The sequence below is a fragment of the Streptomyces sp. NBC_01232 genome, assembly GCF_035989885.1.
In the GTDB taxonomy this organism is placed as follows: domain Bacteria; phylum Actinomycetota; class Actinomycetes; order Streptomycetales; family Streptomycetaceae; genus Streptomyces.
Window position 1 is genome coordinate 4848853 of sequence record NZ_CP108518.1, and the last position, 13287, is coordinate 4862139.

The following is a 13287-nucleotide window of genomic DNA, read 5'->3' on the forward strand; positions in this document are numbered from 1 at the left end:
CCGTCACGGGAACGTCCGGACACCTTACTGAGTGCCCATCGGCGGTGGCCGGATAGTCTCGGAGGTATGACTGAGCGCAAGCGCACCCCGTGGGTGGTCGGGGTTTCCGGGGCGTCCGGGACGCCGTACGCGGCGGCGGTGCTCCGCGGGCTGCTCGCCGCGGGCGAGAGTGTCGACCTGGTGGTGAGCCGCGCCTCGCGTCTCACTCTGCTGGACGAGACCGGGATCGCCTTCCGCGACGCGCACTGGCGCGAGGACCTCGCGGAGTGGCTGGCCCGTGGCGCCGACGGCAAACCGGGGACCTTCCAGGCCCCGGCGGCCGACGCGGACATCCGGTACTGGGGTGCGGGAGACCTGGCGGCGGGCCCGAGTTCGGGCTCGTACCCGGTCAAGGGGATGCTCATCGTCCCCGCGTCCACGGCCTGCGTGGCGGGGGTGGCGCTCGGACTGTCGAAGGACCTGCTCCAGCGCGTGGCGAGCGTGACGCTCAAGGAGCGGCGCCGGCTGGTGGTCGCGGTGCGGGAGACCCCGCTGAACGGTCAGACACTGCGGCATCTGGTGGCGCTGGACGAGGCGGGCGCGATCGTGCTGCCCGCCTCTCCGGCGTTCTATACGGGTGCGACGCACATCCAGGATCTGGTGGACTTCGTCGCGGGGCGGGTGCTGGACGCGGCAGGTGTGCCGCACCGGCTGTACCGCCGTTGGGAGGGGGAGCTGGGAGGCTCCCGTACTCCCCGGGGGGCAAGCGCCGGTGACTAGGCCTTCTTCTTACGGCCGAGCGGCTTGCGGGCCTTGTCGACGCGGTGGGCCGCGGCGGGCTGGTGGGCACGGGATCGGTTGGCCAGCTCCTGGAGCTCCCGCATGTGTGCGTAGGCCATCTCGATCGTGAACACGGTGAACCACTCCTGAAGATCGTCATTGATCAGCGATAAGATTTCACAGGGTGTTGACCCTGTGTGCCTTAGATTCTATACCTAGACTTGCAGGATCGCCGAATAATGGAAGGCTCCACGTAAATGGACACGGTGGACAGGCAGCTCATCCAGGCACTCCGGGAAAACGGTCGTGCCTCGTACGCGGAGCTGGGCCGTCTCGTGGGCCTCTCCGGCCCCAGCGTCACCGACCGCATCAACCGACTGGAGACGGCCGGGGTCATCACCGGCTACCGCGCGACGGTGGACTCGCGTTCGCTCGGCCTCGGCGTCACGGCGCTGATCGGGCTCTCCATGTCCGACGCCGCGGACCACGAGGACGTGGCCCGGCGGCTGCGCGACCTCAACGAGATCGAGGACTGCTGGTTCATCGCCGGCGACGACTCCTTCATGCTGAAGGTGCGCGCCAACGACGTGGACGGCCTGGAGAAGATCATCCGCAGGCTCTCCGGAACCAAGGGCGTCTCGCGCACCCGTACCACCATCGTGCTCTCCACCAAGTGGGAGAACCGGGTCGGGGAGCTGCCCGAGGAAGCCTGAGAGTACGGTGGGGCAGGGTTCGCAGGACAGGCAGAGGCATCTAGAGGAGGCGACCGGTACATGGACGCTGGGCTCAAGCGTGAGCTGGAGGAGAAGGTCCGCTCCGGCGAGCGGCTGACCCGTGAGGACGGTATCGCCCTCTACGAGTCGGACGACCTGGCCTGGCTGGGCGGCCTCGCCCACGAGGTGCGCACGCGCAAGAACGGTGACGTCGTCCACTTCAACGTCAACCGGCACCTCAACATGACGAACGTGTGCACCGCCTCGTGCGCGTACTGCTCGTTCCAGCGCAAGCCGGGCGAGAAGGACGCGTACACGATGCGCATCGAGGAGGCCGTGCGCCTGGCCAAGGCCATGGAGAACGACAACCTCACCGAGCTGCACATCGTCAACGGCCTGCACCCGAACCTGCCGTGGCGCTACTACCCGCGCTCGCTCTCCGAGCTGAAGAAGGCGCTGCCGAACGTCTCGCTGAAGGCGTTCACGGCGACCGAGATCCACCACTTCGAGACGATCTCCGGTCTCACGGCGTCCGAGATCCTGGACGAGCTGATCGAGGCGGGCCTGGAGTCGCTCACCGGCGGCGGCGCGGAGATCTTCGACTGGGAGGTCCGGCAGCACATCGTCGACCACCGCACCCACTGGGAAGACTGGTCGCGCATCCACCGGCTGGCGCACGAGAAGGGTCTCAAGACCCCCGCGACCATGCTGTACGGGCACATCGAGGAGCCGCGCCACCGCGTGGACCACGTGCTGCGGCTGCGCGAGCTGCAGGACGAGACCGGCGGCTTCCAGGTCTTCATCCCGCTGCGCTACCAGCACGACTTCGTGGACATGAAGGACGGCAAGGTACGCAACAAGCTCCAGGCGCGTACGACGATGGCGACCGGCGCCGAGGCGCTGAAGACCTTCGCCGTCTCGCGACTGCTCTTCGACAACGTGCCGCACGTCAAGGTGTTCTGGGTGATGCACGGCGTGCAGACCGCCCAGCTCGCGCTGCAGCACGGTGCGGACGACATGGACGGCTCGGTCGTCGAGTACAAGATCACGCACGACGCGGACAACTACGGCACCCCGAACAAGCTGGGCCGTGACGATCTGCTGGACCTGATCCGCGAAGCGGGCTTCCGTCCGGTCGAGCGCAACACGCGCTACGAGATCATCCGCGAGTACCCCGGCCCGGACGCAGACCTGCGCGAGACCCCGCAGGCGATGCGCGTCTGACAGCCCGGTCCGGCCTCTTCCGGTCAGTCGAACCCCGGCCCCTGGGCCGGGGTTCGGCGTTTTCTGGACGCGCCGATTGGGTAATGGATAAACTCGCCATATGACCCTTACTTTCACCCTGGACCCGGTCGTCGACCCTGCCCTGCGTGATGGAATCCTGGCGCTGTGGGCCGACGTCTCCAACGCGGGCGGCGCCGTGGGCTTCGTGCCCCCGGTCACCTCCGACGAGGTCCGCCCCGCGCTGGACAAGCACCTCGCCGGCGTCGCCGGCGGGAGCTGCCGGCTGCTCGTCGGGCACGACGGGGACGGGGCGGTCGCCGCGACCGCCTTCCTCGTCCACAACTCGCACGCGCTCCAGCTCCACTGGCTGTGGGCCTACACGGTGATGGTCCATCCGCGCCACCAGGGCAAGGGGTACGGGCGCGAACTGATGGCCGCCACGGAGGCCGCGGCCCGTTCCCTCGGGAACATCGACGCCGTCCGTCTCACCTGCCGCGGCGGCCTGGGCCTGGAGCACTTCTACGCCTCCTGCGGCTACAAGGAGGTCGGCCGCGTCCCCGGCGCGATCCGGGTGGCCCCGGGCGACGACCGCGACGACATCGTGATGCTGCTGCCGCTGCACTGACCGGCGGCCGCACCCGCTGCCGCACCCGCCGCCGCACCGGCCGCCGTACCCCGGAGGGCCGCGGCGGGGTGGCGGCGTGCTTCACTGGACGGGCACCAGCCGCCGCAGACCACGACGAGAGAGAAGGGGTCACCGTGTCCCTCAAGCCGAGCGCAACGATCCGCTACACCGCGATGCGCCTGGGCATCTTCGTCGGATGCCTCGTCGCCGTCGCCGGCCTCGTCCGGCTGGGCTGGGTGCCCGCCGGGCTCGGGGACGCCAACGTGGCCTGGGTCGTGCTGCTCGCCCTCGTGATCTCGGCCCCGCTCTCCTTCGTCCTCCTGCGCAAGCAGCGCGACGAGATGTCCCAGCAGATCTCCGGTCGCGTCGCGGGTGCGAAGCAGAAGCTCGCCGCGAACCGCAGCCAGGAGGACCAGGCCGACGACGCGGCGCGCGTGAGCTCGTAACGCCCCAGTTGGCTTCATCACACATCGAACCGCCCCAGCATCGGGTATACCGCCCGTAACGCTGGGGCGTTCGCGTTTTCCCGGTCTGCGCAAGGGGGCCTCTTGCGCCGCTGTCTCAAAGCACCCCTTTGAGATTCTCAAAGGAGAAGTGTTAGCGTGTTCAACATGTTGACCACAGTTGCGCACCCCATGATCACGAGCGTTCCGCTCGTGATGCGCCTGCACGTCGACCTCTGCCGCCGCGCGTCCGCGGCCTGTTGCTGTTGAGCTGAATCGATACAGCAGCCGTCCCGGCCGGCCCTCCTTCCGGCTGCTGCCGCACCGCTTCGCCACCGCAGTACTTCCCCCCTGTCTTCGTGCGTCACCTCCGGAGAGTGTCCGTGTCCGCGACCCCCCAGGCCCCTGCCAAGGCCTCGTTCAAGTTCCCCTTCTGGGCCCAGATCGTCGCCGGTCTCGCCCTCGGCGTCCTCTTCGGCTGGATAGCCCGCAGCCAGGACGTCAGCTGGCTCGCCACCACCCTGGAGAAGACCGGCGACATCTTCATCCAGCTGCTGAAGCTGGCCATCGCCCCGCTCGTCTTCTTCGCGATCCTGGTGTCGATCACCAACCTGCGGAAGGTGAACAACGCGGCACGGCTCGCCAGTCGCACGCTGCTCTGGTTCATGATCACGTCGCTGATCGCGGTCGGCATCGGCATCGGCATCGGCCTGCTGACCGACCCGGGTTCCGGTACCGGCCTCACCGCCGCGGACGGCAAGGACCCCAAGCGGACCGGCTCCTGGATCGACTTCCTGACCGGGATCGTCCCGACGGACATCGTCACGCCCTTCACCGAGCTGAAGGTCCTGCAGATCGTCTTCCTGGCCGTCGTCGCCGGTATCGCCGCCCTCCAGCTCGGCGCCAAGGCCAAGCCGGTCCTGGACCTCGCGGAGTCCGCCCTGGAGCTGCTCCAGAAGGCCCTGTGGTGGGTCATCCGGCTGGCCCCGATCGGCACCATCGGCCTCATCGGCACCGCGATCGCCACGTACGGCTGGGACCTGATCGGCAAGTACGCGACCTTCACCGCCGACGTCTACATCGGCTGCGCCATCGTCATGTTCGGCGTGTACCCGCTGCTCCTCGCGACGGTCGCCAAGGTCAGCCCGCTGCAGTTCTTCAAGGGCGCCTGGCCCGCCATCCAGCTGGCCTTCGTCTCCCGCTCCTCGGTCGGCACCATGCCGGTCACCCAGAAGGTCACCGAGCGCCTCGGCGTCCCGAAGGAGTACGCCTCCTTCGCCGTCCCGTTCGGCGCCACCACCAAGATGGACGGCTGCGCCGCGATCTACCCGGCGCTCGCCGCCATCTTCATCGCGCAGATCTTCGACGTGCAGCTGGGCATCAAGGAGTACCTGCTCATCGTCTTCGTCTCGGTCATCGGCTCGGCCGCCACGGCCGGCCTGACGGGCGCCACCGTCATGCTGACGCTGACCCTCTCCACGCTGGGCCTGCCGCTCGCGGGCGTCGGCCTGCTGCTGGCGATCGACCCGATCCTGGACATGATCCGCACCGCCACCAACGTGGCCGGCCAGGCCCTGGTCCCGGTCATCGTCTCGGCCCGCGAGGGAATCCTGGACAAGGAGGCCTACGCCTCCGCCTCGGCCTCACTGCTGGACGAGCCGGCCCCGGCCACCGAGCAGGTCGTGGTCGCGGCCTGACCCGCCCGCACCCGCACCGCACCGTGTGCGCCGCAGCCCCCGCCCTCGTCCCCGGGCGGGGGCTGCGGCGTTCGCAGGGCCTTCCGCCCCCGCCCTCGGAGTCCGGCCGTCGGAGCCGTCAGACCGTCTGCGCGCGGAAGTACGCGACCGTCGCCAGAAGGAACGGTGCGGCGAACCACCACCGGCCCATCGTCCGGCGGAACAGCGGGGTGATGGTGACCAGCAGTCCGACGAGGCACAGCACCAGGGAGCAGCCGGACATGAAGCGGACGGTGTCGCGCATCACCTCGTCGCCGGGCTCCGCCCGCAGCGTCAGGGCGGCGTAGCAGGTGAACACCGCGGGGACGTAGCCGAGGGCGAGCGGTATCCCGAGGACCCACTGCAGGCAGCCGCGGTCCTCGGGCAGGTCGATGTTCTCGCGGGGGAGCCTCATCCGAGCGTCGCACCGCGGACGTACGCGATCAGCCCGAGGACGACGGGCGGGGCGAACCACCACAGGCCCATGGTCCGGCGCACGCTCGGGACGAGGGTGATGAGCAGGCCCAGGGTGCTCAGGGATACGGAGACGAAGCACATCGCGGAGACGCCCTCGTAGCCCTGGTGGTCCCACTCGGCCCGGGGTCCGGCGAAGAGGGCCGCCCACACGGCGACGGCGTTGAGCAGGTGGATGATCCCGAGCGGGACACCCAGTACCCATCGCAGGCAGCCCCGGTCCTCGGGCAGGTCGATGCTCTCCCGGGGATACGTCATCGCATTGCGTCCTTCGCTCGGCCGAGGTCCCCGACGAACCGGTCACCGTAGCCCTGGGCCTTGGGGAGGTCCCAGTAGGGCCCTCCGTTGTAGCGCGCGGCGATCTCCCGCATCTGGGCCTCCGTCATCCGGTCGGCGGGCACGTCGGCGAGACCGCTCTCCGCCTTGATCTGCGCCAGGTGTCCGGCGGCTATGAAGGCATTCTGCTTGGGGTCCTGCAGGGCCTCTTCGACCAGGGTCCGCTGGTGGTCGGTGAGGTTCGCCGGGTCGTAGCCGAGCACTTCGGCACCGCGCCGCAGCTGGACGGCGATCGGCCCGTAGGAGGTCTCGTCCGGATTCCCGCCGAGACGCCACGGAAGGTTCTCGGGGGTGACCGGGCTCAGGCCCCAGGGAGCCGCGGCCTGTTCGCGGATCGTGCCGGTCACGTCGTCCAGCAGGCCGGGCTGATAGCCGCCGATCTCCTGCCAGGCCACGCCTGCGACCAGCTCTTCCGGCAGGCCCGCGTTCCTGGCCGCCGCCCGCAGGACCTCCTTGTTCCGGGAGATCCAGTCCGCGTGCATCTCGTCCGTGACGAGGGGGATCCAGTAGTTGTCGGCGGCGTCCGGCAGCCCCGCGACCCGCATCCGGATGTCGCGGAGCTGCGGGGAGACCGGGGTGTCCGGCCCCACCGGACCCGTCATCTCCTTCTTCGGGCCACTGCCCGGCAGATGGGTCAGGGGGTTGGTGCGGGCCTCAGCCGCCTCGCGGCGGATGTCGGCCATGGCCGCGTAGAGGTCGACCCCGCCCGCCCCGCCCTTCAGCCTGAACTCGGGCAGCAGCTCGTACGCCTGCTTGAGCGCGTGGACGCAGGAGCTGCGCGCTTCCTGCTCGGTGGTCCCGGCCAGCCGGAAGTTGCCGCCGGCGTCGTCGTGGAGGCGGTCCGCATCCTCGCGGATGTCGTCCACGTCCATCGTGAGCTCGGCGAGACCGTCGAGGAAGCCGGTCGTCGCCCGCATGTCCTCCCACTGGCGCATCGGCTCCGCCTCCTGGGCGGTGCGGGTGACCGCGGTGCCCTTCGTGGCGATCAGGGCGGCCAGCTTGCGCTCGGAGCCCCGGCCGTTCGAGTAGTGGGACTTGGCGGTCGTCAGGGCCGCCGCGTACGCGTGCAGGGCGCTCGCGGCCCTGTCGTACCCCTCTGCGATGTGCTGCACGAGCTGCCGGGCCTCGGAGAGGCGCGAGGTGTACGTGTGGCTGCCGTCGCTGTGCCATTCGGTGCCGGTCTCGGCCCGCCGGGCGGGCTCCTCGGCCTGGACGAGCAGATCGCGCAGGCGCTTGAACTCGGCGGCGTTGCGTTCCACCAGGGCCGGGTTGCACTCCTCCAGGAACTGGACGTCCTTGCGGTGGCTGAGCCCGCTCACTTGGCCTCCGGTTTCACGTACTGCCCCGATTCGAGGAGGCTGCCGAGGAAGGAGCGGGCGGTGTCGTCGTCCACCTGCGCGAAGCCGGTGCCGGCCGTCTTGAGGCGGGTGGCCAGGGCGGCGAGCAGGCTGACCGTGTCCTTGAACTGGTCGTCGGCGAAGCGGGCGAAGCGCAGGACCTCCGTGGAGACGTCGGCATGGGCCCTTGGGGCGCGTGCCATGGTGCTCGCGTCTCCGTCGGGCCGGCCCTCGTGGAGGAGCGCGGCGATCTCGATCAGCAGGTTGGCGTTGCCGTTGATGGAGGCGGCTCCGGCCACCAGGCTCCCGGCCGGGCTCGCGGGCGCGCCGCCGTCGGGGGGTGCCTGATTGAGCCGCATCACGGGTGACTGCTGTGCGAGGGCGGCGGCCTTGTGCTGAGCCCACTCCGCGTCGAACGACATGTATCCCCTGGGGAGTTGATAACTGGACATGGCCAGAATCAGCTGGTCATGTCCATGCTAATACGGGGATTTCCGCATGGGCCCTCGGCGGCGCCGATATGGACCGGAGACGCGGAAGGCGTTCGTACGGTTCCGCCGGCCGCCGGGACCGGGTCGCGGGAATCCGCGACGCGGGGCTCCTGCCGCCCCGGGACATCGGACGGGAACCGGGTCGCGGGATACCGGGATCCGGTGCGCCTGGACGCGTAAAGACCCAAAGAACCGGGGGAAATGACCAACCGACCAACCCCACCGGCCGGCGTCGCCCGGACGGGTGAATCGTGCCAACTGGGCTGGATTTACTACTGGTTGGCTGGCATATGCTCGCCCCGACAACCGCAGACATGAGACGGCCCCCGGTGGGACTGCAATCCCGGCCGAGGGCCTGACCATCTTAGGAAGTGGCTCGCTTCCCCATGGCTCTTCAGCACCCTAGCGCGGTCTCGCGCGCCTCGTCCCGAGTTCCCTCAGGGACCCCCCGATCCGGTGTCATCCACGTCAACGTGCGCCACGCGAGTCACTACACGGTGGTCGGCAACCACCTCCTCCAGCACCGCGAACTGTCGGCGACGGCGATCGGGGTCGCGGCCCACATCCAGTCGCTGCCCGACGGGGCCCCGATCGGCGTCAAGGCGCTGACCGCGCGGTTCCCGGAGGGCGAGATCCGGATCGGTTCCGCGCTGCGGGAGCTGGAGAGGCACGGCTATCTCCAACGCCGGCGCGAGCGGCTGCAGACCGGGCGGGTGGTGACCCGGACGTACTCGTACAACAGGCCGGAGGCCGCCCCGGACGAGCCGCCGCTGCCGCCACCTCCGCCCCAGCCACCTCTGGAGCCGGAGCCGGAGCCGGAGCCGGGCCTGGAGCCGCAGTCGGGGCCGGGCCTGGAGTCGGAGCCGGGGCCGGACCTGGAGCCGGGTCCGCAGCCCGAGCCTGTCGCCCCGGCGGAGGTGGCCGGGCCGGGCCCGCACCCCGGTGCGCTCGAACTGCTCGCCGGGCTACGGCGCCACGACCCGCGGCTCCTGCTCTCCGAGCGCGACGTACGGCGCCTCGCGCCGGACGCCTCCGCCTGGCTGGAGCGCGGGATCGCCCCCGACGCGGTCGCGCGGGCCGTGTCCGCGGACCTCCCCGACCAGATGCGCAACCCCGCGGCCGTCGTCGCGTACCGTCTCACCAGGCTGCTCCCGCCCCGGCTGCCCCCGGCCCCGGTGGCCCCGCCGGTCCGGGATGCCGAAGCGCCGCACCCGCTCCAGAACTGCGACGGCTGCGACCGCGCGTTCCGTGCGCCGTACCCGCGCCGCTGCCGCGACTGCCCGCCGGCCGACCCGGGCGCGGATGCGGCCTGAAGGGGCGGGACCCGGCCGACGCCCCTGAGGCGGGCCCGGCCGGTGCGGGTCAGGAGCCCGCGGCGCGGATCGAGCCCGTGGTGGGGCCGCTCGGGTCGCCCACGAAGCAGGTGACCTCGCGTTCGCCCCGGATCCAGGTGGTGGCCTGCGGGTAGTAGTAGTACACCTCGAGCTTGTCCGAGACCTTCGCGTCCTTGCCCAGGTACGTGGTGAGCGCGGTGCCCCCGCACTTCTCCTCGGCGATGGACACGACCTTCTCCTCGCCCGGGTACAGCCCGCCCTCCAGGTCGAAGACGGAGTACGCCTCGCCCTTGTGCGGCTGGTCGCAGGGCACGATGCGCACCGAGAGGGCGGCCTGGCTGCCGTCCTCGGCGTTGTACTTCGACAGGTCGTCGCTCGTGTTGAAGCAGTCCCCCGCCTTGATGTCGCTCACGCCGCCGGCGACCGGGGCGGTGACCTGGCCGCCGGTGTCGCGCTTCTTCGTGGTGTCGTCGTCCAGCGCTCCGGAGAGGCCGAGGGCGATGAAGATGCCGTAGAACGCGATGGTCGCGCCGTGGATGACGATCGCCGCGATGGCGAGGCCCTTGCCCTTCTCACCACGGGACTTGATCTGGGAGAGGGCGACGAAACCGAGGATCAGCGGGACCAGCGGGATCGCGCAGACGATCGACATGACGAACGCCACGATGGCCAGCGGGTTGGTCTTCTGCGACTGCTGCGGGTACCAGCCCGGCTGTCCCGGCTGGCCGTACGGCGGCTGACCGGGCTGCTGCCCCGGCTGGCCGTACGGGCCCGGCTGGCCGTACGGGCCGGGCTGGGGCTGGCCGTACGGACCGGGGGACGACGGAGGCTGCGGTGGTATGGACATGCGTGTGGAGCTCCTTGCTCAGAGGGTGAGCGCATCAACGGCCCGGCAGTCGCAACGCACCGACACGTGCCCGTCCGTGGTCTTTACGCCGCCCCTACGCTACCTGCCGGTGCGGCGCCGGCCGGGACGGGTTCCGTCCGTGCGGCGGACGGCCGCGCTCGGGCCGAACGCGCTCCCGCAGCCCGCCCGGCGGCCGACCGATTCCACCGTGTGCCGGTGCGGGCCGGCGGGTCGCCCGGCCGTGGGCCCCGCGATTTCACCGACTGCGTCGTGGCCACCGCCGCGTCCGGGGTGTGGGGCGGTGGCGTGGAGCGTCGGTGAAGAACCCCTCCATGGTCTGGCCGGGCCGGTTGCCGCTCCGTAGATTACCGGCGGTAACGCTTGCGCCGAGCCGAGGAGAGATCACCGTGGCATCCGAGTTGAGGCTGGTCAGGCCCGTAGAGCCGGTGGAACCCGTCAAGACCGTGATCGACGGAGTGGTCCGTGAGGTACGGGTGCCCGCGCTGGTCGGACCGCCGGACCGGGGGTCCCTCGGGGACCTCCCGTTCCACAACGCCTGGGAGGCGCCCGGCGAGGCGGTGCTCGCCCGCAAGGACCGCGACGGCGTCTGGCGCGACGTCACGGCCGCACAATTCGCGGCCGACGTGCTCGCCGTGGCCAAGGGCCTGATCGCCGAAGGGCTCCGCGAGGGCGACCGGCTCGCCATCATGGCCCGTACCACCTACGAATGGACCCTGCTCGACTTCGCCGGATGGGCCGCCGGGCTGGTCACCGTACCGATCTACCCGACCTCCTCGGCCCTCCAGGCGCGCTGGATCATCCAGGACTCCGGGGCCGTGGCCTGCGCCGTCGAGGACACCGCCCAGGCCCGGCTGATCAGCGCCGAGCGCGGCAACCTGCCCTGGCTGACGCACCTGTGGGAATTCGACACCGGAGCGATCGCCCGGCTGGTCAAGGTCGGGGAACGCATCCCGGACGCGGTGGTGCACAACCGGCGGGCCGCCCGCACGCCGGACTCCGTCGCCACCCTCATCTACACCTCCGGCACCACCGGGCAGCCCAAGGGCTGCGTGATCACCCACGCCAACTTCTACGCCCAGGTCGACAACGCGGTGGAGCTGCTGCACCCCGTCTTCACATCCGTCAGCAAGGACCCCGCCTCCACCCTGCTGTTCCTGCCGCTCAGCCATGTCTTCGGGCGGATGGTGGCCATCGGCTGCATGCGGGCCCGCGTCAAGCTCGGGCACGCGCCCAGCATCCGTACCGAGGACCTCCTCGCCGACCTCGCGGGCTTCCGGCCCACCTTCCTCCTGGCCATCCCGTACGTGCTGGAGAAGGTCTACAACACCGCCCGGGCCACCGCGGAGAGAATGGGCCGGGCCTCCTCCTTCGACCGGGCCGCCCGCATCGCGCGGCGCTTCGGCGAGACCGTCGAGGGCAAGGCCCCCGGCCTCGTGCTGCGCCTCGCCCGCTCCCTGTACGACCCGCTCGTCTACCGCCGGATCCGCGCCGCGCTCGGCGGCCGCGTCCGCTACATCCTGAGCGGCGGATCACCGCTCGGCCGACGGCTCGCGGCCTTCTACACCGGCGCCGGCATCGAGGTCTTCGAGGGCTACGGGCTGACGGAGACCACCGGCGCGAGCACCGTGACCCCGCCGCAGCGGCCCCGCCTGGGCACCGTCGGCTGGCCGCTGCCGGGCACGGCCGTACGGATCGCGGACGACGGAGAGGTGCTGCTGGGCGGCCGCCACGTCTTCGCCGGCTACTGGAACGCCGCGCAGGCGGCCCCGTACGGGAGCTGGCTTGCCACCGGCGACATCGGCGAGCTCGACGCCGACGGCTACCTCACCATCACCGGCCGCAAGAAGGACCTGATCATCACCTCCGGCGGCAAGAACGTCGCTCCCGCACCGCTGGAGGACTGGCTGCGGGCCCACCCGCTGGTCGGCCAGTGCATGGTCGTCGGCGACAACCGGCCCTACATCACCGCGCTGATCACGCTGGAACCCGACGGGCTGCAGCACTGGCGCCAGATGCACAAGAAGCAGAACGTGCCGATCCGCGAGCTCGTGCAGGACGAGGAACTCCGGGCGGACCTGCAGCGGGCGGTGGACGAGGCGAACCGGCTGGTCTCGCGCGCCGAGTCGATCCGCCGCTTCGCCGTCCTCCCGCGCGATTTCACCGAGGCGCGCGGCCACCTGACGCCGTCGCTGAAGCTCAGGCGCGGCGCGATCGCCCGTGACTACGCGGACCGGATCCAGGAGCTGTACCGGGGGCCGCGGGAGGACTGGGCGGGGGAGGGCTGAGCGCGTGAGGAGCGAGCGCGCGAGGAGTGAGCGCCGCGATGCCGCCCGCCGGCCGTCTACTTCCCGGCGGCCGGGCGGTAGGTGCACACGTGCACGCCGGCCGGGCTGATGGCCGTGGAGACCAGTTCGAGGGTGCGCAGGCCGCCGTCCGCGGGGAAGATCGACTTGCCGCCGCCGAGCAGCACCGGCATGACCATCAGCCGGAGTTCGTCGACCAGGCCCTCGCTCAGCAGGGTGCGTACGAGGGTGGGGCTGCCCATGACCACGAGGTCGCCGCCCTCGGCCCCGTGCAGCTCGCGGATGCGGTCGACCGCCTTCTCGCCCGCGATCAGCGTGGTGTTGTTCCATGCGAGGTCGGACTCGCCCAGGGTCCGCGATACGACGTACTTCGGGAGGGAGTTCATCCGGTCGGCGAACGGATCGCCCGCCCGGCCGGGCCACGCCGCGGCCATCGTCTGCCACGTGCGGCGTCCGAACAGCAGTGCTCCGGCGTTCTCCATCGCCCCGGTGAAGGAGCCGCCCACCACCTCCGGGTCGAAGAACGGGTGCGACCAGCCGCCGTGGGCGAACTCGCCGTCGTTGTCCTCGCCCTGACCGCCCGGGGCCTGTACGACGCCGTCCAGACTGATGAACTCGGTGATGACGATGCGCATGGGAGTCGTTCCTCTTCCTCGGTCCGGTGT

At 70.7% G+C, this 13287-nt stretch carries 15 protein-coding genes; 8 read left to right on the plus strand and 7 right to left on the minus strand.

Going from position 1 to position 13287, the window contains the following annotated elements:
- The first annotated feature begins 66 nt into the window (after positions 1 to 66).
- Positions 67 to 759, plus strand: a complete 693-nt coding sequence (locus tag OG444_RS22425) for a UbiX family flavin prenyltransferase (protein WP_327263867.1) — start codon at positions 67 to 69, stop codon at positions 757 to 759.
- Here the strand turns inward: OG444_RS22425 and OG444_RS22430 are convergent.
- On the minus strand, positions 756 to 893 hold the full coding sequence (locus tag OG444_RS22430) for a hypothetical protein (protein WP_189733807.1): 138 nt from the start codon (positions 891 to 893) through the stop codon (positions 756 to 758). The genes OG444_RS22425 and OG444_RS22430 overlap by 4 nt on opposite strands.
- Before the next feature lie 123 nt (positions 894 to 1016).
- Here OG444_RS22430 and OG444_RS22435 point away from each other — a divergent pair, with 123 nt between their 5' ends.
- The 5 genes from OG444_RS22435 (at position 1017) to OG444_RS22455 (ending at position 5461) form a co-directional block, all read left to right on the plus strand.
- Entirely contained in the window at positions 1017 to 1472 is a 456-nt protein-coding gene (locus OG444_RS22435) for an Lrp/AsnC family transcriptional regulator (protein WP_030710106.1), read from the plus strand.
- 60 nt (positions 1473 to 1532) lie between these two features.
- A complete protein-coding gene (gene mqnE, locus OG444_RS22440; RefSeq protein ID WP_327263868.1) occupies positions 1533 to 2696 on the plus strand; it encodes an aminofutalosine synthase MqnE in 1164 nt (387 codons plus the stop codon).
- A 100-nt stretch (positions 2697 to 2796) separates the two neighbouring features.
- The gene (locus OG444_RS22445; protein ID WP_327263869.1) at positions 2797 to 3321 is read left to right on the plus strand and encodes a GNAT family N-acetyltransferase; all 525 of its coding nucleotides are present in this window, start codon (positions 2797 to 2799) and stop codon (positions 3319 to 3321) included.
- Between the two features lie 173 nt (positions 3322 to 3494).
- Positions 3495 to 3767, plus strand: coding sequence for a DUF4229 domain-containing protein (locus tag OG444_RS22450; RefSeq protein ID WP_327266890.1), 273 nt, complete (start codon positions 3495 to 3497; stop codon positions 3765 to 3767).
- A 374-nt stretch (positions 3768 to 4141) separates the two neighbouring features.
- On the plus strand, positions 4142 to 5461 hold the full coding sequence (locus OG444_RS22455) for a dicarboxylate/amino acid:cation symporter (RefSeq protein ID WP_327263870.1): 1320 nt from the start codon (positions 4142 to 4144) through the stop codon (positions 5459 to 5461).
- Between the two features lie 118 nt (positions 5462 to 5579).
- On the opposite strand, the gene OG444_RS22460 is transcribed toward OG444_RS22455, so the two are convergent.
- Genes OG444_RS22460 through OG444_RS22475 form a run of 4 tightly spaced genes read right to left on the minus strand, consistent with a single transcriptional unit; the run spans position 5580 to position 8078 of the window.
- Positions 5580 to 5894 (minus strand): hypothetical protein, encoded by a 315-nt coding sequence (locus OG444_RS22460; protein ID WP_327263871.1) that lies wholly within the window; start codon positions 5892 to 5894, stop codon positions 5580 to 5582.
- Complete coding sequence (locus OG444_RS22465) at positions 5891 to 6211, minus strand: hypothetical protein (protein WP_327263872.1); 321 nt, start codon at positions 6209 to 6211, stop codon at positions 5891 to 5893. Before OG444_RS22465 ends, OG444_RS22460 begins: the two co-directional genes overlap by 4 nt.
- Positions 6208 to 7608: a hypothetical protein gene (locus OG444_RS22470; RefSeq protein ID WP_327263873.1), complete on the minus strand. Its 1401-nt coding sequence runs from the start codon at positions 7606 to 7608 to the stop codon at positions 6208 to 6210. Before OG444_RS22470 ends, OG444_RS22465 begins: the two co-directional genes overlap by 4 nt.
- Positions 7605 to 8078 (minus strand): hypothetical protein, encoded by a 474-nt coding sequence (locus OG444_RS22475; RefSeq protein WP_327263874.1) that lies wholly within the window; start codon positions 8076 to 8078, stop codon positions 7605 to 7607. The genes OG444_RS22470 and OG444_RS22475 overlap by 4 nt, the downstream gene beginning before the upstream one ends.
- Positions 8079 to 8503: 425 nt before the next feature.
- Here OG444_RS22475 and OG444_RS22480 point away from each other — a divergent pair, with 425 nt between their 5' ends.
- A complete protein-coding gene (locus tag OG444_RS22480) occupies positions 8504 to 9430 on the plus strand; it encodes a helix-turn-helix domain-containing protein (protein WP_405790172.1) in 927 nt (308 codons plus the stop codon).
- A gap of 49 nt (positions 9431 to 9479) precedes the next feature.
- On the opposite strand, the gene OG444_RS22485 is transcribed toward OG444_RS22480, so the two are convergent.
- The gene (locus OG444_RS22485; RefSeq protein ID WP_327263876.1) at positions 9480 to 10298 is read right to left on the minus strand and encodes a DUF4190 domain-containing protein; all 819 of its coding nucleotides are present in this window, start codon (positions 10296 to 10298) and stop codon (positions 9480 to 9482) included.
- Between the two features lie 332 nt (positions 10299 to 10630).
- On the opposite strand from OG444_RS22485, the gene OG444_RS22490 reads away from it, so the two are divergent.
- The gene (locus OG444_RS22490) at positions 10631 to 12604 is read left to right on the plus strand and encodes an AMP-dependent synthetase/ligase (protein WP_442810776.1); all 1974 of its coding nucleotides are present in this window, start codon (positions 10631 to 10633) and stop codon (positions 12602 to 12604) included.
- 56 nt (positions 12605 to 12660) lie between these two features.
- On the opposite strand, the gene OG444_RS22495 is transcribed toward OG444_RS22490, so the two are convergent.
- Entirely contained in the window at positions 12661 to 13257 is a 597-nt protein-coding gene (locus OG444_RS22495; RefSeq protein ID WP_327263877.1) for a dihydrofolate reductase family protein, read from the minus strand.
- Between the last annotated feature and the right edge of the window lie 30 nt (positions 13258 to 13287).